General features: G+C 41.6%; 18 protein-coding genes. 7 read left to right on the top strand and 11 right to left on the bottom strand.

All coding sequences use genetic code 11. The annotated features are described in order from the left end of the window. Positions 1–142 precede the first annotated feature (142 nt). From LCM11_RS12140 to LCM11_RS12150, 3 genes are all read right to left on the bottom strand, one after another. Entirely contained in the window at positions 143–1,264 is a 1,122-nt protein-coding gene (locus tag LCM11_RS12140; RefSeq protein WP_224894548.1) for a toxic anion resistance protein, read from the bottom strand. A 54-nt stretch (positions 1,265–1,318) separates the two neighbouring features. Then, positions 1,319–2,173, bottom strand: coding sequence for a hypothetical protein (locus tag LCM11_RS12145; protein WP_224894549.1), 855 nt, complete (start codon positions 2,171–2,173; stop codon positions 1,319–1,321). 908 nt (positions 2,174–3,081) lie between these two features. After that, entirely contained in the window at positions 3,082–3,480 is a 399-nt protein-coding gene (locus LCM11_RS12150; protein WP_224894550.1) for a hypothetical protein, read from the bottom strand. 443 nt (positions 3,481–3,923) lie between these two features. Between LCM11_RS12150 and tnpB the strand changes: the two genes are divergently transcribed. Further along, positions 3,924–5,054 carry an IS200/IS605 family element RNA-guided endonuclease TnpB gene (tnpB, locus tag LCM11_RS12155; protein WP_224894551.1) on the top strand — a complete coding sequence of 377 codons (1,131 nt, stop codon included), beginning with the start codon at positions 3,924–3,926 and terminating at the stop codon, positions 5,052–5,054. Positions 5,055–5,343: 289 nt separating this feature from the next. Continuing rightward, positions 5,344–5,733 (top strand): GNAT family N-acetyltransferase, encoded by a 390-nt coding sequence (locus LCM11_RS12160; protein ID WP_224894552.1) that lies wholly within the window; start codon positions 5,344–5,346, stop codon positions 5,731–5,733. A 43-nt stretch (positions 5,734–5,776) separates the two neighbouring features. Here the strand turns inward: LCM11_RS12160 and LCM11_RS12165 are convergent, their stop codons facing one another. Beyond that, on the bottom strand, positions 5,777–6,877 hold the full coding sequence (locus tag LCM11_RS12165) for a YheC/YheD family protein (RefSeq protein WP_224894553.1): 1,101 nt from the start codon (positions 6,875–6,877) through the stop codon (positions 5,777–5,779). Positions 6,878–7,016: 139 nt separating this feature from the next. Here LCM11_RS12165 and LCM11_RS12170 point away from each other — a divergent pair, with 139 nt between their 5' ends. Next, entirely contained in the window at positions 7,017–8,342 is a 1,326-nt protein-coding gene (locus LCM11_RS12170; protein WP_224894554.1) for a YheC/YheD family protein, read from the top strand. Between the two features lie 76 nt (positions 8,343–8,418). Here the strand turns inward: LCM11_RS12170 and LCM11_RS12175 are convergent, their stop codons facing one another. From LCM11_RS12175 to LCM11_RS12195, 5 genes are read right to left on the bottom strand one after another with little or no spacing between them, the layout of a single operon-like run. Then, entirely contained in the window at positions 8,419–9,795 is a 1,377-nt protein-coding gene (locus LCM11_RS12175) for a Mur ligase family protein (protein WP_224894555.1), read from the bottom strand. Positions 9,796–9,821: 26 nt separating this feature from the next. After that, entirely contained in the window at positions 9,822–10,250 is a 429-nt protein-coding gene (locus LCM11_RS12180; protein WP_224894556.1) for a hypothetical protein, read from the bottom strand. Positions 10,251–10,263: 13 nt separating this feature from the next. Then, entirely contained in the window at positions 10,264–11,301 is a 1,038-nt protein-coding gene (locus LCM11_RS12185; protein WP_224894557.1) for a YheC/YheD family protein, read from the bottom strand. A 10-nt stretch (positions 11,302–11,311) separates the two neighbouring features. Beyond that, entirely contained in the window at positions 11,312–12,535 is a 1,224-nt protein-coding gene (locus LCM11_RS12190; protein ID WP_224894558.1) for an ATP-grasp domain-containing protein, read from the bottom strand. A gap of 57 nt (positions 12,536–12,592) precedes the next feature. Continuing rightward, positions 12,593–13,912, bottom strand: coding sequence for a YheC/YheD family protein (locus tag LCM11_RS12195; RefSeq protein WP_224894559.1), 1,320 nt, complete (start codon positions 13,910–13,912; stop codon positions 12,593–12,595). Positions 13,913–14,097: 185 nt separating this feature from the next. On the opposite strand from LCM11_RS12195, the gene LCM11_RS12200 reads away from it, so the two are divergent. Both LCM11_RS12200 and LCM11_RS12205 read left to right on the top strand, forming a co-directional pair. Next, positions 14,098–15,441 (top strand): YheC/YheD family protein, encoded by a 1,344-nt coding sequence (locus LCM11_RS12200; RefSeq protein ID WP_224894560.1) that lies wholly within the window; start codon positions 14,098–14,100, stop codon positions 15,439–15,441. Between the two features lie 70 nt (positions 15,442–15,511). Next, positions 15,512–15,865: a hypothetical protein gene (locus tag LCM11_RS12205; protein ID WP_224894561.1), complete on the top strand. Its 354-nt coding sequence runs from the start codon at positions 15,512–15,514 to the stop codon at positions 15,863–15,865. 78 nt (positions 15,866–15,943) lie between these two features. Here LCM11_RS12205 and LCM11_RS12210 read toward each other — a convergent pair whose 3' ends face one another. Together LCM11_RS12210 and LCM11_RS12215 are read right to left on the bottom strand one after the other, a co-directional pair. Beyond that, on the bottom strand, positions 15,944–16,681 hold the full coding sequence (locus LCM11_RS12210; RefSeq protein ID WP_224894562.1) for a YheC/YheD family protein: 738 nt from the start codon (positions 16,679–16,681) through the stop codon (positions 15,944–15,946). A gap of 48 nt (positions 16,682–16,729) precedes the next feature. Beyond that, positions 16,730–17,836: a UDP-N-acetylmuramoyl-tripeptide--D-alanyl-D-alanine ligase gene (locus LCM11_RS12215; RefSeq protein WP_224894563.1), complete on the bottom strand. Its 1,107-nt coding sequence runs from the start codon at positions 17,834–17,836 to the stop codon at positions 16,730–16,732. Between the two features lie 595 nt (positions 17,837–18,431). On the opposite strand from LCM11_RS12215, the gene LCM11_RS12220 reads away from it, so the two are divergent. Beyond that, positions 18,432–19,658, top strand: coding sequence for a DUF819 domain-containing protein (locus tag LCM11_RS12220; RefSeq protein WP_224894564.1), 1,227 nt, complete (start codon positions 18,432–18,434; stop codon positions 19,656–19,658). A gap of 284 nt (positions 19,659–19,942) precedes the next feature. Then, the gene (locus tag LCM11_RS12225; protein ID WP_224894565.1) at positions 19,943–20,470 is read left to right on the top strand and encodes a GNAT family N-acetyltransferase; all 528 of its coding nucleotides are present in this window, start codon (positions 19,943–19,945) and stop codon (positions 20,468–20,470) included. Positions 20,471–20,546 lie beyond the last annotated feature (76 nt).

Below are 20,546 nucleotides of genomic sequence, written 5' to 3' on the forward strand. Positions count from 1 at the left end.
CTCGTGGTAGTATTTGGATCTGGATGAGTTTTATGTATTTTTTCAGGTTTCCCTTTTCCGGCTGAATCGACTCGAAAGGGTGCAGGAATAGCCTTTCACATCTTCACGTATCGCATAAATCGCTCTATACAAAAAAAGCGCTTCAGTCACGAAGCGCTTTTTGTCTGCCAGACTGGGATAGTTTTTGCCGGACGTTTTCGTTTAGCGCATCCATCTCTTCAATAAACTGTTCACTCGAAGCGATAATCCGCTCGGACGACTGCTCGGTCGTTTTCAGGGCTTCGAACACGTTATCGAAAGACTCTTGAAGAGCTTCCATGCTGATCGCTGGATTTTCCATCATCTGGGTCGTTTCTTCTGCGTTTTCTTTCAGGTTTCTGGAGTTGGAAAGCAGCATATTCTCCGTCGCTTTATTCACGCCGTTCACGGTATCGATTACTTTACGCTGATTATTCAAAGCCAGCTGAATCGAAGCGGAGACGGTAATAATATTTTTCGTCAGCGTAACGGCATTGCGAATCGATTCCTTCAGCTTTTCGTTGTTTTTCTTAATAATATCTACGGAAGAAATGCTCTGATGCAAGACACTTTTCATCTGCGTCATATTTCTTGTACGGGTAATGATCTTTTCTTTTCCTTCGGTAAGCAGTGCCAGGTCGTATTCACCCGTCGCTTCTTTTTCTTTCAAAAGCTCAAACAGCTTCTTCCCGAGATAAATCTGCTTGTCCAGGTCGTAAATACGCTTCTGCGCGTTTTCTTTGATCAGCTGCAGTTCGACGCTGTCTTCTTCCAGGCGGTCTTTCCCGGAAAGCAGGCTGCGCACTACCGTATCGATTTTCGAGTCGACTGATTCGTATTTCTGCATGTAGCGGTCAATGGGCTGTTTTTTGCTTAGTTTATAGAAGAATCGCTGCACGCCGTTGCCTTCGGTGCGCTTCGGATCAAGATCAGATACGATTGCCTCCAGTTCATTCAATGATTGGGGGATGTCATTATTGCCTTTCGTCATCAGGTCGTTTACCGGGCGCTTCAGCGTTTCCATCGTTTCTCCTGCGACACGCTGTTCCTTTTCACCAAGATCCCCGAGCTCTCTCATCACATCGGAAAGGGAGTCGTCTCTGGAAGAATGGAATCTTTCCGCGTACGCTTCCGCCTCGTCATTCAGGCGGTCGATATCTTCTTTTTCAATAAGCGTCATCGCTTCTCTCAGGTCCTGATGGTTCATTTCAGCTTCTTTATCTCGTTGGAAAGATTTTTCACTCATATTCATACCACCTATCTGCCTTTTGTTGGTTTCCGGATATAACATAGCATCTCTTTACTTGCGCGAGAAGAAATTTTCGTCTTCCTTATTGTACTTGGACGCAATGATTCCCTTGCTTCTGGCAAAATTCTGTGCATAACCTGCTTCTTCTTTTTCTTCCAGCGTTTCAATGAACTTACGCAAATCGTACATCGTATCAAGCAGTTCATCTTTCCGGTTTTCCTTATTCTCATCCGACAATCGTTGAAACGACTCGATAAAGTCGGGAACGTCCTTGTCCATCATCGTTTCCAGGGCATATTGCTCTTCAATTTCGAGCTCTTCCATTCGTTTAAATTGTTTTACGGTCCGTTTCTTGAGGGAGGCCCATTCCTTTTGAAGATCAGGGTGCTGCTCGAGAAATGGGAACTCCCATCCTTCGAGGATCGTTTCTCCGGGATGTTCCGCAGTTGTTTCCTCTTCGAATGGTTTTCTTTTCTCCACGTAGGATTCTAAATACGTGTACAAAACCTGGGAGAAGTCACGCAGCGTGTCTCCAAGGCCTTTTCTTCTTGTGAATTCTTCTTTATAAAACGTAGGGAATATCGCTTTTTCTTCTTCCACTTCAAACCGCCCGAGCAGCATGGTCGGCGGTTTACCGTACACCTCGATGGTTCCTCTGAACATATTGGATTTCTTGGGAATGATCACGGTAAAAAAGACACCATTCCAGAACATATCCAATATATATCTTTTGTCCATCTCTACCAGTTCTTTAATATCCAGATCGAAATAAACAGGGAATTTCCCTTTGCTGACCTGCTTCATTTCTCTCATGGTGTGAAAATCGATATAGCGCTGGTATTCCGATAGATACGGCATGAATGTTTTTTCTAAATTCTCAAGCGTAGAAGAGTAGAAGTTGTCCATGCTTCGTCAGCCCCTTTTGAGTCCTTCCTTATCCTCGACAAAATATTTCCATTATACTTTAAGAATACCACAAAACGGGGGTTGATATTAAGAAATGCCTATGTATTCACCACTCCTAGAAAAGATGAAATCTTCTTCTTTCAAAGGGTGGCGGAGAGAAGTCGGGAAGAAATTCTCTGAGTTACTAAAAATAATAGGCCAGAGCCCTTGGCTTAGACTCCGGCTGTGTGGCTTTGTACAGGAACCTATAAGGAGAAAGATTTATACTGTACACAATCATTATATGATGGATCCGAATTGAAGTTCTTACATTAATGGCCTAGTTAAACTACCGTGTTGATTTTAAGATTAGGCTCCCCTTACTTTAAGGCTCAGTTTTGAGATATCTAGTAATAAAGTTAGGTCCTGCAGGGAACGAGTCGCTTTCCGGCCCTGCACGAAGAAAGGTCCTGCGACGTTGCCACATGACGTGGCGTTCCTAGTCGACCTTTTTCTGCGCTGAGCTTCCTCAGGCTACGCTTTCCGTGGGGCTCAAAAAGGGAGGGGCGCTTGCACCTTGTCTTGTGCAGGGAAAATATAAGGTTTGAGACGGCAAGGTTTATAGCTTAGAGGGCATCTGTATGGCCAACGAAAAAGCATGTAAGGCAACGAATAAGAAACTAGTAGTGGGCAGTAGACAAAGTTAATTTTATAGACTGAACTAATCCATTCGTGAGGGTGAGGGAATGTCTCCACGTTCCGTAGCCCAACTAACGTTGCTCCACCATTGCCTGCCCCTCGGAAAATTTTTTTATCAAAAATAAAAGCCACTCCTTAGTTAATGAAGGGCTTTTTGGCATTATTCACCTGTTTGAATTGAATACGGATACGCTGCACTTCCGCTGAATTAGAAAACTTAAGGTGATTACTTATTGGGGCGGGGGACATGTTGGCTGGTTTTCACAATTTCTGATCACACATACTGCGGAATCCTCACATGTTTCTACTCCTGATTCGTTTTGACATCGCACGGCTAAATCGACAATGATATTTCCTGCGTTTGGACAAGCATCAGCTACAACCGTTGCTGTAACGGTTGTTTCACCCTGTTCCACATTCAATGTTCCATCTGGATTGGGTATGATTCCTGGAGCACTTAAGGTGCATGTGGATTCTATATTTCCAGGTACGACACTGAGGCATCGTACTCGGCAATTGTCGCACAAGCCCATTACATTAACCTGGAAAACCACTTGAAAAGGGACTCCCGCTACTATTGTACTTGGACACTGAGTTACGTTTACTTCGCATAAGCATCCTACTCCCATGATTATCGCTCCCTTCATGAATTTATAATGGTACGCTAATAGGATATTATCGACTTATTAAAAGGGTGTCGTCGTTTACCTAGAAGGTGCGCACATCTTCAAGTTCCGACATGATAGAATATTGTCAAAATAGTGAAGCTATTCAAGGGCAGCCATTCTTTGTCAAAAGGAAGTTTTGAATCTTTTTGATGTAGTTTACGAAAGAAAGCAATGATTAGTAAAAAAAGTGAGCCAGAGTCTGGCTTAGACTCCGGCTTTTTCTTTGTACAGAGATCAATAAGGAGTTAGATTTATCATTCATCGGCAGAAGACTCCCTCTTCAACCGCCGTGTCGAAGACCGGTGGTAAGGGGGAGATGAATGCCGTTGCCGTAAGGCAAATGCCTTTGAATATTCTCCCTTCCGTGATATCCTAAAGTAAGAACATATGTTCCTGATTAGGAGGTGGAAAGGTTGAAGCATAAAGCGTATAACTTTCGTATCTATCCAAATAAAACCCAAGAATCGCTCATCGCTAAGACAATCGGTTGCGCTCGTTTTGTCTTCAATCATTTCCTCTCCGAATGGAGCCGTGCCTACAAGGAGACCGGAAAAGGTTTGAGTTACGCTACTTGTTCCAAACAATTACCTAACCTTAAAAGAGAATTCCTTTGGTTAAAGGAAGTGGATAGCACCGCCATCCAAACGTCGATCAAACATCTTTCTGACGCTTATAAACGGTTTTTCAAAAAGCAAAACCAACCTCCGCGGTTCAAATCAAAGAAGAACAAAGTCCAGTCCTACACCACAAAATGCACCAACGGAAATATTGCCATCCAGGATCGCAAAATCAAGCTGCCTAAGCTGGGGCTTGTGAGATTTGCCAAGAGTCGTGAAGTGAAAGGTCGCATTTTGAGTGCGACGGTTCGCCGCCATCCGACCGGAAAATATTCTGTATCGATTCTTGTTCAAACAGATATGCAGGAACTTCCTAAATCCAACGCTTATGTTGGCATTGATCTCGGATTGAAAGACTTCGCTGTTCTATCGAATGGCACCATCTATGAAAACCCACGATACCTACGTAAGACCGAAAAGAAACTAGCCAAAGCTCAACGTATCCTTTCCCGAAGGGAAAAGGGATCTTCGAATTGGCATAAGCAACGGATTAAAGTAGCCAGACTTCACGAGAAGATAGCGAACTCCCGCAAAGATTATCTGCATAAGATTTCTACCGAAATCATCAAAAACCACGATGTGATCGGGGTAGAAAATCTCCACATTTCCAATTTGCTCAAAAACCGAAAACTATCCAAATCGATTAGTGATGCGAGCTGGTCGATGTTCACCTCTATGCTCGAATACAAAGCAAAGTGGTACGGGAAGCAGTTGGTAACCGTATCGAAAGTTTTTGCGAGTTCACAGCTGTGTTCTAAGTGCGGATACCAAAACAGGGAGGTAAAGAATCTCGCTGTTCGAACGTGGGATTGCCCAGATTGCGGTTGCCACCACGACCGCGACCTAAATGCGAGCTTCAATATATTGAAGGAGATTCAAAGAATCCTTCCAACCGTCGGTGCGACGGGGCTAGCCTAATCATTTGAACGAACCGTTAGGTTCGTGCTCTTAGGAATCCCCCAACTTCAAGGAGCGTCAGCGAGTAAGTGGGGGTAGTTCAAGCTGTACGCCATTATTATATGATATATCCGAATTACAGTTCTTACAGTAATAAAAAAAATATGAGCGTTAAACCCCTATCGAAAAGTATTTTGATAGACATGGTAAATTTTATAGCATAGAGACACCTGTGATGTGCGTTGGTCCACGCACATACAAGTGTTTATGAATAGAGTAGAAAGGAATGACCTTCGATGAGGTGAATCATTTGGACATTGTCATAGAGGAAGTGTCTTTTTCTGAAGTGTTAATGCTAAAACCAGCTTATACGGAAGAAGGACTTAAATTAAGAAATTTCAAAAGAACCGTCTGGATAGGTGCCAAATATGGCAAGGAACTGGTGGGTGCATGTGCCTATCGTCGTACAAGATACGGAGTTAAGTGTAAGAGTGATCTAGTTCTGAAATCATATCGTAAAATGGGTATTTACCGCCAATTATTCGAAAATAGACTGAAAAGAATTGCTGAGCTCGATCCTGACAAAGTTTACGCTTACTGCAATAAAAACAGTCTTCCTGTTTATTCAAAGTACGGGTTTGTGAGAAAGGGCAGCCTGAGGAAGTACACGTACGTAGAAGCATCAGCAACTAAACTCTAGTAATAGTTCCCTCATCTCTAATGGGATGAGGGAACTATTATTTTTAAGATTCATCTTTTATTTTGTTATACAAGTATCTCCCATAACCTATAGGGTTGAAATGCTTCGCTTTCCATTCTTCATATCTTTTCCCTTTATACTTTACATTTCCATAACGTCCTCGAAAGTTGCTTTCAATAAAATAAGGGTGACCTGATGTATCCAAGGCGAAATCAAAAGCAATATCCGCGATATGGTCGGTGTAATGTTCAAGGTGCTGGGCTAATTTTAAAGTTAGATTGGCTAAGTTTGCTTTGGTTTTCTTGCAGGGAAGGTAAGGATGCGCTTTTAACACTTTGTCAAAATCAAGAGAGCTTCCTCCCTGACTGATGTTCGTAACAAACTGGTCCTTGGATGGAGAAACTTTACACAACATCCCTGCCACGACCCAGTTCCCTGTGTGATTACGCTGGGCAACGATTCGAAGGTCAAAAGGTCTCTCTTGATAAGTTGCGAGCTCGATCTGCCGCTGAATGATGTATGGTTTCTTCTCAAATGCTTCTCGTATAACCTCAGGTATTCCATCCTTGAAGGTCGTAAAGGTAAGTTCAGACCATTCCCGCCTTGCGACAGGGTACTTCAAATGCCAATGATGCCAACATTCGGGTCCACTTCTCGATAATTTCATGATCCCTCCGCCCAAGCTTCCTTTTGCAGGCTTAAGAATGAGTCGATCATACTGATTCATCATTTTTTCTAATGCTGTAAGAGATGCTTTCTCGGTTTCAGGAAGGAATGGAATTAAGTCAGGGTTTTCACTAATAATTTGATGCATTTTGTACTTATCATGTCCGATCCCTTTTTTGTTGTAGAACTGTACCTTCTTATCTTCTAAGAAACGTTTTTGTTTCTTTGATAGAAAGCTCCTTGTGTAAATGACTTTAGGAAGCTCAACCGTCTCAAGTTCAAAGGTCTCCCCTTTTTTAATAAACCCCTCTACATAATCAACACCGGGCTGCAATCCTTTCAGTCTCATGAATACTGGTGTGAAATGGTAGTGCTCCCCAGCTTCCTGATAGGCCCGGACATTGATTTGACTTTTTCCTTCTGAAAGTAACTGGTATATGCCATTTGGCAAAATTACACCAATATATTCCTTTTCCACATGGATCATCTCCCGCTTTTCAATCGTCTTTTATATATATTTCATAGGAGCCCGATGTGTTAAAAACCAGGCGCACAAAAAAGCGATAGTCATAGTATGTGAATGTGTATTGGATTGGAGTATGTAAGAAGAGGTGAGAATGAAGATGATGTACCGGATAAGAAAGGAAGGAGAAACGGGTGCCGTGGTGGTTATACACCCGTCGAACAGCGAACGATGGGGAATAGTTGGAAAGAACCTGATGACTTGGAATTTCGGTCTTCAGAGTTGTGAAGCGGAAATCAGAATATCCGATCAAGTGAATGACGATGAAATCCTCATGTCGGGAGATGTCCTGCGCGCGTTGATGCTTCCGGTAGAGCCTGTCTATGAAATCATTCATAAGCAAGGGAGCATTCATGTCGGTCCCCTTATAGGTATTGTAGCAGGCAGATCGTTAAAGAAATTATTCGAAAAAGGATTGAGACTCAGCAGGTATGTAAAAAAATACGAAGCGATCGGCGGTGCCATTCTTGCTTTTACCAATGATGGAATCGACCGCGATAAAAAAATGATCTTTGGGTACCTGTATAACCCCGTGAATAAAAAATGGGTAAAAGGGATTTACCCTTATCCGATGGCCATTTTTAAGAGATCATCGCTCAAGAAAGACTTACACAGGCATTTCGAGTCAGTAATTGGAAAGCGGATCTTTAACTCTTCCACTTTTGATAAGTGGGAGATGTACACATGGTTTAAAAATTCCGCAGAATTAAAACCATTTCTGCCTCAGACAAAAATTTTCCGAAATCTAGTGGATGCTCAGCAGATGATCGAAAAGTTCGGAGCGGTTTATATCAAACCAATAAAAGGGATGCAAGGGAAGAGAGTAGCGAAAGTTCAGCAGGAAAAGAGTGGGGTGACGATTCAGTATATTCAACTAGATTCGAAAGAGGACTATACATTTGCTAGTTTGTTTGAGGCAAAAGATTTTCTTGAAACGCATTTCGGTGGAGAAAAGTTTATATTGCAACAACCTCTTAATCTTAGATTTAATGGATCTATTATTGATTTTAGAGTCATCATGGTGAAAGACCAAACTGGAAGTTGGAAGAATTATGGTGTGATGGGCAGAAACGGAGTCAAAGGCCAGATTGTCAGTAATCGCCACCGGGGAGGGAAAGTCGAACATGCAGATGTTACTCTCGCTCGCATGTTCACCGAGAAACCAAAAATCCAGGAATACAAAAGGAAAATGGAACAGGTGGCTCTATTAGCTGCTTCGTCCATAGAGAATTGCGGATTCCTTTTCGGAAAGCTTGGGATTGATATCGGGATCGATGTGGATGGAAACGTGTGGCTGATCGAAATTAACCATCGAAACCCGAATGATTTTGTGGCTTCCTTTTCAGGGGATAAGAATCTAGTAAATGTGATCCGCTATGCCAATATGATGTATGCGAAGAAGTTAGCGGGATTCATCTAATCAAGGTAACGGAATGCGCAGAGATGTAAAAAGTAAAAAGAACGACCTTTCTCAGGAGGAAAGGTCGTTCTTTTTGTTATTCTTCTGGTTTAAGGTTTTTAACAAAGCTTCTAAACGAGTCCCGCATCGAAGCTTTCACTAAGATGATGGTTTCGGGATCGGCTATCTCATGTAGAAAGGATAAAGCCGATTCCGGTTCATTAAAGGATCTGATGTTATTAGGGTTCATGCCTTGTTCCAATGCTTCTTTTGCTATAATGGATGCAGTAGATCCAATGGTGATCAATTGATCGGGGTGGTGTTGATAGACGATTCGGCCAATTTTTTGATGTTCACTTTCTTCTTCTTCTCCGAGTTCGCTGATCCTTCCCAGTACGGCAATCGTTTTTTTGCCAGTTGAGATTTGGTTGAGTACTGTAAGCGCAGCTTCTATTGAACCGGAATTCGTATTCCAGGAGTCATCAATCAGCGTTGAACCATTAATTCCTTTAATCATTTGCAGGTGTCTTCTAAGTGGTCTGAACGTTCTCAGGCGGTTCACAGCATCTTCCAAGTTGACTCCGTGAGCATGAGAAGCCGCGATAGCGGCAAGAGCATTGGAAACATTATGGCTTCCATAACCCGGCACATAAACAGAGTAGACATGCGGGCCATGGGTGAGCATAAACTCCATGCCGTCTTTTGAATATTTGACATGGTCTGCTTTATAATCAGCTTCTTCTTTCACGCCAAACCATAGAATTTTTTTATTGAAGGTACGACCAATTTGACGGCTATTCATACAGTCTGAATTCAAGATCGCCACTTGATGATCTCCGACACCTTGAAGAATCTTCGCTTTTTCTTCCATATATCTCTGCTGATTCCCGTATCGTTCAATATGGTCTGCTCCGATTCCAGTTATGATAGCGGAAAAAGGGCCAAAGCAGTGGCAGCATTTTTCTAAATTGCCTGGCTTCCCGATTCCGAACTCAAATAAGCCGAAATCTGTTTCCTCTCCGAAACTGGTCAACACACTCGAATTCGAACGAAAAAGATTGTAGTTTCCTTTTGTCGCTTTAACCTCGTAATCTTCCAACAGGATGTGCTTGATCATTTCTTTCGTCGTTGTTTTTCCATATGTGCCTGTAATGGCTACAATAGGGAAGGAAAATAAGTTTCTGTAAAAAGTTAAGAATTTCTTGTAAGCTTCCTTAACATTTTTAACTTCTACGATCGTCGCGTCTCCAGTTGAATTCCTCACATGTCTGACCCGATCGGTGACAATAACACAAGGAGGGAAGGGTTCCTCGATGCTCTTATCTTTCAAATTCCGATCTAGACAGAAAAATAGCGTCTGCGCTTTCAGTAATTTCCTGCGCGTGACCACTCTATCAATAGATGAGGAAAGTCCTTCCTTTACGATGACCCCCTCGATAGGAGGCAGGATCTCTTCAAGTCGTAGTTTTTTCACTGGATCCTCCTTTTGTGAACAAAGGTTCACCATTTCGGTTCGATAATAATTTCCCGTTTCATGAACTCAATATCCAGACACTTGACAGCAGCGAAGTCATTTAAAGGTAAAGAGGATAGTATGGCGGTCCGTTTCAAAAGATAAAGGTCATCTAAACCTGCAGCTGTTTCACCATAAATGTCGAATGGATGCAGGAAAGATACAAGGGCGGTGTTTGCTTGCTCATTTAGATTTTCTATTCGAAAGCAGAATGTTTGCATAGACTCTCCTTTTGCGTCCAATCTTTTCTGGAAAGGGGAGGGGTCTCCCTCTTTGTAAAGGACAAAAGGAAGGGTATCTACTCTGGCCAATTTCACTAGTAAATCACTGAACACATCGGAGGGGTCGCCGCATAGGAGATCTTGCTGGTGCTTTAATAATTTTAAACCATTGAAAATAGTAGGATTGGTATTCAAAAGGCTTCCTCCTTTAGTGACGTTCCTTTTCTTCTCTGGCTTTTTCGGCAAGGGTTTTTGCGTAAGGAACGATCTGCTTTGCAACGGAAAACTCCCGGTTTTTGCTTCCAGGCCGCCAGTTTACCTCGTAAATCCAAATGCGCCACTCCTGGTCAATCGCCACATCAATTCCTAATTCATCAAAAGATTTATTTTGATAAAGACCTTCAAAATGCTCAGCAAAAGTGATGGCAAAATACTCCAACAACTGCTTAACGTCAAAGTATTTATCGTCAAATTCATCTTTCAAAAAAGGGATTAGCTCTCCGCGATATCCGCCGCTGCTAACGTTACTTGTCAGCTTCTTCCCTCCACTAATCCGGGGGTAAATTAAAGTGATCGCCCACTTTCTATGCTCGTTTTTCTGGACATGTAAGCGAAAATCATACGTCAACCCCGCTTTTGTCTTACATTCGATAAATGGCTGGATTAAATATTTCCTTTCAGAAATCAGGGTGGAGAGATACTGTTTAAATTCCTCCATTGAATAAATATGGTCTTCAGCCCCAGTTATGCATTGGATGTTATTTTCTTTTGTAAGGGATACAAAATGGACGGATAGTCCTTTACTGCCGGAATGTGGTTTAATGACAGTTTGCTGATATTCTTCTATAAAGGATATGGCAACGTCAGGGGTTTCTAGACTTGCGGTGGGGATTAAGTGTTTGGCGAATTGACGCCCTTGGGCAATTTTCTTGAAAACTCTCATCTTACTTCCGATGGAATGACTGACAAACGGAATGTTCTTTTTCAAACCTTTCCTGATGATGGACTGCTGCTTTGTTTTAGGAGCACTGATATTGATAATCGTGTCCGGGAAGCGGGTCTCTTTTAGGACCCAATCACCATCTTCAAAAAACCAGCCGTTGATTTTCTTGCTGCTGAAGTCTACCGCGCCGTAAGAGAAATAAACGAATCCTATGTTCTGCATTTTGGCCTCAGCTGCGCAGGCATAGGCTTTCTTAACATGGTGAGGTTTTTTTCGGTAATGGAGCATACCAATCAAAGTCATGAGCAACACCCTATAATGGTTCTAAATAAAACCTGATTTCTTTTGCTGCTTCTTTTGCAATTTTCTTCGCTTCTAATGGATCTTCTGAGCTGGTTAATACATAAGCATAGCGATGACCCATGGATAAAGGTGGGGTAAGAATGGTTCCTTTTTTCGGTTTGACGTACACTTTATTTACGCCGCTCATACTTTTTGCCCTGAGCTTGCCGGTTACTTTCACCAATTTTCCCGGAGAGCGGACCGTAATGAATTGAACGAAAGAGGAAGCGTTTTTCTTTGGTGTAAGGTCTGGCTCCTGGCCAAGGTTCAGTTTTAACGTTTCCTTTACCAAACTGATCCCTGTCGCTTCGAGGATCAATCGGTTGACAGCTCCACCTGAGATCCTCGGGTTAATTTCAATGAGCTTCCATTTTCCATTGACGAGCCTCATTTCTAAATGGCAGGTTCCGTTTATGAATCCTAAATCATCCGCAATGCTTTGAACCGCAAGCCTGAGCTCCCTGCAGACAGGTGCTGGCAGGGCTGCCGGTAGATGATACCCCATGATTATAAAGCGATGCACTTTGGAGATCTCCTGTTCTATAATTGCGACAATATGAACGTTTCCCTGGTGGACCACGACTTCAATCAAATACTGGGGACCATCTAAATATTCTTCAAGGAGGATTGGGGTATTTGGAAAACGTTTTTTCATATAACGATGTGCTTTCTCAAACTCTTGAAGCGTTTTGACTAGCAGCACATCTTTCGATCCATTTGAAATGGGTGACTTTACAATGGTTGGGGAGCGTTTTATATAGCGGTTGAATATTTCATTCGAATCCATTTCCAAAGACGTAATGGAGTAGAAAGGGTTGTAAGGATTTCCTTTTAACACTTTTCGGAATCTCGTTTTATCTTCCATGTTGTAGAGGGCTTCTACAGACAAAGAAGAGAGTCCTAAGTCCATGGAAACCTGGGCAGCTGTACTGACTAATGGATCCACAAAACTTACGACTGCTCTAACTTCTTTTCCTTGTTTCTGAATCAGCGCGATTTGTCTGTTAATGAGTTGTTTATCTGTTAAATCCTGAACATATATCATGAGATGGACATCAGGATATTCTTCTCTTTGTTTAAGTCTTTTTAAATTATCTGTCAGTAAAACGGTAAAATAGCCCATTTTCATGGCTGCTTCGATGGCTTCTCGACTGGAGCCAGATTTATTAGTACCAAGGAATACAATGGTTTGCATTGCAAACGTATGCCCTCCTTTCTTTTAATTGTATAAATTCCTTATCCGTCCAACTAACTAAAAGCCGGATAAAAATCTTAGACAAGATAAATAGGAAGTCTGGATTTTTTCATAAAGGGCCCGATCCCCTATAGAAAGGGGAAGTTTGTCATCTACATAACGGTGGTTCATCTCAATGATCCATAATTGACCATGGGCGTCGATAGCCAGATCCACCCCGAAATATCCAAATTGTCTGCCAGAGTTTTTCTCAAGGCAGGCGGCTGCCTTACAAGCAATGGAATAAGCTCGCTGTTTTGCTGCCTCGGCTCGTTCCGCGTCGCCACCTAAGCATTCTTGAAGCATCTTCTCCGCGTTCTCCACTGAGCCACCATTGCTGTGATTACTAACGATACTGTTCGGAACGCCTGCCTTGGCGATCCACCCTGTACACCGCCACTCTCCGGAGGCATCTTTAGACAAATACAATCGATAATCAATGACTTTGTCATCTCGAAATGTGATGTTCAACCCTTGCTGAACGATATATTTTTTCCTGCCTAGATGGTGGGTCAAATACTCCTTCAGTTCACTAGCATGAAGAATGTCTTCGTGGTTTTCCCCTTTTTCCCTATGTTTGATGATGTACAATGATGGATCCTTCGGACTGATTTGGTACGTGTTTTTTCCATAAGAACCGAGGGTCGGTTTCAGAAATACAGATTGAAAAGTATCAGTAAGTTCGATTACATCCTGCGGGGATTTATAAATATTTGTAGAAGGGAGATAAGGCTTTAGACTTTCCTCCATGGAGAGGTATTGATACACCTTCCATTTAGAAAGACTCGTTTCATTAAAGATCTTGTTTCCGGTCTGATCTTTGAGATGGTTGAGCAAGTTCCTATTTAGCCCCATTCGTTTGTAAATCGAATCTGGATAAGGGAAAACTCCACTTTTCCATTTCTTTTCTTCTGAATCATAGATATGACCATTTATACATAATTGTTCGCGATTAATTCCTTCGGCTGAAAAAACAAGGATGATGCCATCGTTATGAGAAGTATATTGTAAGATGTTCAGCCAACTTTTTAATCTTGCTGGAAGGTTTTTTTCTTTTAATGAGGCAAGTATTCCTACATAAGGGCCTATAACGAGTTCATCGTCGCCCACTTTTAAATTAATCTGCATTTGTGCAGGGAAATGCAGTTCATCTACACAGTTTTTTGAAAGGGTTCCTTCACTCCTCCTGGATGGCAGAACGGTTACTGGGCATGACTTTGATCCAAAACGCAGGATCGTTTTCTCACCGGACGTTATCCCTGTCTTCAGAAGGAGGGAGGAGGGAATTTCCAAAATGTTATTCATTTCGTTTGTTTTCAGTCGCATTGTGCTGATCATACGACGCCTCCCCTTACGAATAATAAGTACAGCAATATGTTATTCAAACCTAAGTCTTTCGTGTGACTAATGGGCAGGTCTATGGACATTAATTCCTTAAGTACATATATAAATACATACAGGAACACATAGATCATTCATGAAGAGAATGAGTAATCCATTTTTTATATGAAGAAGGTGCAGCATTGTATATCAGAAAAATTGAGACGGAGGAAGATTGTGCGGTTGTCTTAAACCCTTCCTTCAAAAAACTGCTCCACATAATAGAAGGAGAGAAGATCTTTTTTAACTTTGGATCTTTGAAAAAGGAAGTCCAAGTACGCTATTCAAGATTTTTAGAAGAGGATGTTATGGAGGTGTCTGCTAATTTAATGCAACCATACACCGTCCCGGATGATCTTGATTTTGATTGGTATATGAAGGGTAGAGAACTTTTTGTGGGTCCTGTCCTTGGAATTATTAGAGGTTCTTCATTTAATAAGATTACGAATTACTCTCTGAAAATTCTGCTTCGCTGGGTCACAGACTACCGGAACATTAAAGGACTGGTCATTGTCTTTCCATTATCTGAAGTTCAACCACACGCTAAGTTTGTAAGAGGTTACGCGTTTCACCCGCACAGTGGAAACGGGAAGTGGGTGGAAGGAATTTTTCCTTTTCCGACAGCGGTCTTTAACCGCCCTGTTGCAGGAGGAGGGGATAAGTATCGCTTATTAGAGCAGATAACAGAAGGAAGGTTTTTCAACAGCAAAGGTACAGGAAAGTGGGAGTTTTATTCAGCTCTCTCTAAACGTTCAGAAACATCCTCCCTCGTTCCTTACACAGAAAAATACCGTGACGCAGGCCAACTCTTGAAACTCTTAGATACGTATCAAGTTCTTTATCTCAAGAGGAGATTTGGGGCAAGAGGGTATGGCATTATTCAAGTTAGAAAAGAAGAAGATTCCATTGAAGTGACGAACGTTGTTAAAGGAAAGCAAAATAAAGAAAAACTTCATACAGAGGAAGAGGCAGAGCAATTCTTTTCATCACGAGTGAAAAAGAACCGCTATATTATTCAGCAAGGAGTTCCTTTTGAATCAGATGGAAAACAGGTGGATTTCAGGGGTTATCTCCAAAAAGATGCAAAGGGATTTTGGAAGCTGCGTGAATATATAGGAAGACGTGCAAAACGGGATAGTGTAATTACAAACCTTCGATATACAGAGAAAATTCTGCCCGGACAGGTAGCGTTACGAGAGTTCTACGGATACGATGATGATCAAATCAAAAGTGCGGCACAAAAAATAGAGAAGGCCTGTATTCAAGCTGGAGAGAGTTTGGATCAACATTTAGGACATTTCGGAGATCTAGCGCTTGATTTCATTTTAGACTCTCATGGGAAGGTTTATTTTTTGGAAGTGAACGGCAATTACGGTCATACAAGTTTACAAAAACTGAATAATACATCATTAAAAGAGCAGATTTATAAATCCCCCTTAGAGTATGCTAAATACCTTTCGGGTTTTTCAACTCATGCTCAACCTTGAATCGTGCCGTGTCCGTTATTATTTATTTCCATAAACTACTATTACCTCATAATGAAGGAGGTGAGAATTTATGGGAGCATTACAAGGTTGCAGTGTTGATTTTTGGCGTAATAACTATGGCCTATGGATAGGGTATTTCCCAAGTTCTATGTATAGTGAAGAATTTGATAGAGATGCTATCGGTGCAACATTGAATTTCAATACAGCTATAAATTTTGACAGAAGGTTAGAAGGAATACATGGACTCGTAAGAGAGTCTGTAGCCGCTCTTCTAAATGCCGAGCATCCTGGTGTTAATTACCCTTTAACTTCCAGAGAAGTGTTAAGAGAATTCCAAATTGCTTATGATTCAGGTGGAATGCAAATTGATGAACAATTGGTGCGTTTTAAGACATTCAACCATCTAGCTTGTCCGTTTTGTTAAGAGGAACCGGGTAGTATAAGCAAAAACCCTTGCTCATAGAAACAGCCGTTATGCTGTTCCCTTTGTGCAAGGGTTTATTTAGTGAAGTCGTCTTCTTTTATACTTTTTGATTTTTTCGTACATGGACAAGTCTTTAAGATTTTTAAACATGGAAATACCGGGCTTTAAATTCGCTTCAATAATCCAGACTTTGCCTTCCTGATCTAAGCCAATGTCAAAACCGAAAGTACGGGAATTTTCATAATAGGGGCCGATCTGTTCAGCTATGGCTATACAAATCCGTTCAATCTCTGACCGGGTTATTTCTGTCTCCCTGCTATCCATGGAACGTTCGAGGGCTTCTTCTAAGGGAATTATTTTTTGTGGATAATTGGTAATGACAAAGTTTTCGGCGGCGACCTTAGCCAATGTTCCTGTTACGACCCACGTATCACTGTTTTTCAGGCGCTGGGTCATCACACGGATGTCGTAAGGGCAGCCATTGATTTGTGCTAAAGGGATTCTTTGCTGAACGATATAAGGTTTGTTAGAACAATACTGGTCTCTTATATGTTCGAACGCATGATCCTTTCCTTCTACTAAATACTTTTTGTATAAGCTGTGAAACTCATACACTTCCCATTCTATACAAGATACCTGGATGACCCCTTTTCCTTGATAGCCTCTCGAAGGTTTGATCATTACGGTTCCGTATTTGTCGATCATAGTATTAAAAGATTCTTCATTAAGCAGATGTGTTTCGGGTAAGTGTGCAGAGAGGTTCTTCTCTTTCCTCATCAGTTTATATTTCTTCCATTTGCTTCTGGATCTGCGCATTTTATTTTCACTTCTCCCGCTTACTTAAATTAAGGAACATGGTTAACTCTATTCCGCTTTACTAAAAGAAGAAAGGAGGAATTTAACCGTTCGATTCATTCTAATGGAATGAGATCCTTTAACAAGCACTGTAGTATCTGGTTGAATGACGCCGAGTAAGGAAAGATTCATATCGTTGATTTTATCAAAATGGAAGACATGTTCCTCTGGAAAACCAGCGTCTATGGCACCCATCCCGATGTGCCTGGCATCCTTACCAAAAGTGAAGAGTTTATCCACGTTCTTCCTTGCTAAGTGTTTCCCAACGTCCAAGTGCTGGTCCACCGAATGCTCTCCCAGTTCCAACATGCTTCCCAGTACAGCAATATTGGCTCCTTCTCCTATTTCTGATAATACGTCGATTGCCGCTTTTGTTGCCTGGGGATTTGCACTCCAGGTATCATCTAATACTTGGACATGATCCGTAAGAGTGTACAAACTTAATCTTCTATTGTTTTTGAGAAACTGGGAAGAATGATTGAATCCTTTTTGCATTTCTTCCGGAGTAAAGCCAAGTGAATCTGTGACCGCAATTGAAAAAAGAGCATTGTAAATGTGGTGGATGCCGTAAACGGGAATGGTAAACCTGCGCCTCTTGTTATTCAGTCTGACTTTAAATGTCATCCCATTTTTATGGAAACGAATGCGTGTAGCCTTGTAATCCGCTTTGTTCTTGATGCCAATCGTTTTAATGGACCCGCTGAACGGTTCAATTGTCAGCAATTCGGAATTGGTATCATCAGCATTGATATACAAAGTTCCGTGGGGCTCCAGGCCTGCAATGATTTCTGACTTTTCTTTCGCCAATTGTTCGATACTACTGTTGAAATTCCCTACATGAGCAGATCCAATATTGGTTACTACACTGATATTAGGCTGAAGAATAGTACAATGTTTTTTAATGTCACCGGGTTTAAGTAGGCCATACTCTAATACCACAGCTTGATGATGAGGTTTGATCGATTTCGCATAATGTTCTGTATGGGAAAGGTTACGATTTCTAATACTTTTGACAATGTTGAAACGAATATTTAATATACTGGCAATCATTTCTTTTGTTGTTGTCTTGCCTGCGCTTCCAGTAATAGCAATGATTGGGCGTTTACTTGGATACATAGCTTAGCCATTACCTCCTTTTTAGTCTATGAACTCTAGTAGTTTGTAGATGACTGGCTAAGGTGATCGATGCGTGAGGATGTTGTATTAAAGAGCTCACAGGATGCACAAGTGTGCGTTGTAATTAACAATATATGTAGGTCACTAGAAAATGTTTGGACTTTAAGGGTGACTGGGGAGCTTCGTCTGAGCACCATGGATAGAGCGTTATTCTTGAACACCTAACTAAGGAGCTGCACTACGACTAGGGAGCTGATCCATTATCTCTATTGCTTGTAAAATGCATTTTACAACATTAATAGTTGTTAACAATTGTTTGAACTTTGGACGCACCTTATCACATCCGTGGTTATGTTATTGAAGGCGTTACCAAACTATAGTATCATGAAAAAATATACATAATTTTCAATAAAATGAAAAAAGTCGATTTGCCACGTTAGAGATTTGCCAAAGATATTAAAAAATGCGGCCGATCACAACCTCTATGTAAAAGGCTGGCTATCATTTTGGGAGATCTGTTCGGAAATGAGGATAAGCCTGGCAGAGGAGTAAGGAAGAGCTCCAAGAATTTAAAAATAACAGAGAGGTGAATAAAATGGATAACACGTTAATATCGCCAGACAATACGTGGGCGCTCTGGTCGTTTCTGACAGGGTGGGCTGCCATCAGTATTTATCTAGAACAAAAGTACAAATGGGCATCGAAAGTTTCCGGAGCCATCATTGCATTAATTGGGGCCATGGTGTTAGCCAATCTAAATGTTATCCCGCTTGAGTCCAGTGTGTATGACGCTGTATGGAATTATGTAGTACCTCTGGCCATTCCGTTACTATTGTTTCAGGCGAATATTAAGAAGATTTGGCAGGAAAGCGGACGTATGCTGATTATCTTTCTGTTAAGCTCCATCGGTACGATCTCCGGTACCATTCTCTCGTTTATGCTATTAAAAGATGTGATTCCTCATCTGGATAAAATCGGTGGAATGATGGCTGGATCATACACGGGAGGCGGCGTTAACTTTGCTGCCATGGCCGCAAAATTCCAGACCCCAAGTGACCTTGTTTCGGCTACAGTGGTGGCCGACAATATGATGATGGCGACTTTCTTCTTTGTATTGATTGCTATCCCATCATTTTCATTTTTCCGTGACAGATTTAAAACACCTCACATTGATGAGGTAGAATCGGGTTTTACGGGAGATGAGAATGAAACGCAGGCTGCTTCTTTCTGGAAAGGAGAAGAAATCTCATTAAAAGATATAGCGATCAGTGTGGCGAGTGCATTCGTCCTTGTTACAGTGTCCTTTAATCTGGCAGATTATTTTGCCGGAATCCTTCCTGAGGGTGAGGATGTAAACATCCTTTTCCAGGTGTTGGGTGGTATCATTGGCGATCGTTATCTGATGCTTACGACCCTTACCGTGCTGGCCGTTTCATTGTTCCCGAGACAATTTGAAAGCATCAAAGGAACACAGGAGATTGGGACGTTCCTGATCTACTTATTCTTTGTAGTCATCGGGGTACCAGCTTCTATCGCAATAGTCGTCACAACATCCCCTTTATTATTGGTATTTGTGTTAATTATTGTGCTCATGAATGTGCTAGTCTCACTGGTCTTGGGTAAACTGTTTAAATTCAATTTAGAAGAAACACTTCTTGCAAGTAACGCCAATATGGGCGGCCCTACAACAGCTGCTGCCATGGCAATTGCAAAAGGCTGGAATAAACTGATTGTGCCCATTCTTCTTGTGGGTACACTCGGGTATATAATTGGAAACTACATTGGCACAGGACTTGGGTTCTGGTTTCAGAGTTTAATGTAATTCAGGGGAAGTCCCGGAATCGTTAAGGTATTCTAGGTTAGCTCATATCTTCGAGAGTGGAGACAGGGTTCAGCGATTCAACGATTTGAGCCAGTTGGGTAGAATTACTTTCTGGAGAGCTTCATAAGCAGTTGGAATCCTAAAATTTGGCGGTATTTTTGGACGAACCGAGTGGATCGTATTGTAGAGAGTGTTCAAGGATGAATGTAAGAAAGGTCTTCTTTTCGGGGGAGTCTGAAAATATTAGACCAGATGTTTTGGTAAAGGTTTAGGGGGCTGTGTGTGTGAAGATCTACCAACTGAAAGTTCAAGATATTAATCCTGCCATGCTTGATTCTTTTGAAAGGTACCAAAAAACCGATCGAGTCTTAGTCAATTGCAATGAAGGGTTATTTGAAAAACCTGATCATTTTGAAGATAACTGGTCTATCTGCCAAAAAAGAGAGATTGTAAGACATTTTTCTAATGTTTCTGCAAACGGTGGTTCCGTTCACCTTGTCGAGGATAGTAAAGAGATTATCGGTTTTGCAGTAATTGAATCCGTAGAATTTGGAGAAAGTGCTGTTTATCGAGAGTTATCTTATTTCCACATCGATCAAAAACACCGGGGGAGAGGGATCGGAAAAGAGCTTTTTCAAAAGGTAAGAAAAGTCGCAAAAGAATTGGGAGCAGAAAAGCTTTACATTGGCGCTCATCCCTCCATAGAAACTCAAGATTTCTATATGAAAAGAGGGTGCAGCCTAGCTGAAGAGATTAACCGGGAGATCTATGAGAGGGAACCAAGGGATTGGCAGCTCGAGATAAAGTTATGAGAAAACCATTATTCAAAAGTAATTAAATGATTTTGCAGAATGATGAAACCACGGGCATCTTCAAATCCTATAACGT

This window comes from Halobacillus halophilus (assembly GCF_020171985.1).
GTDB classification, from domain to species: domain Bacteria; phylum Bacillota; class Bacilli; order Bacillales; family Halobacillaceae; genus Halobacillus; species Halobacillus halophilus_A.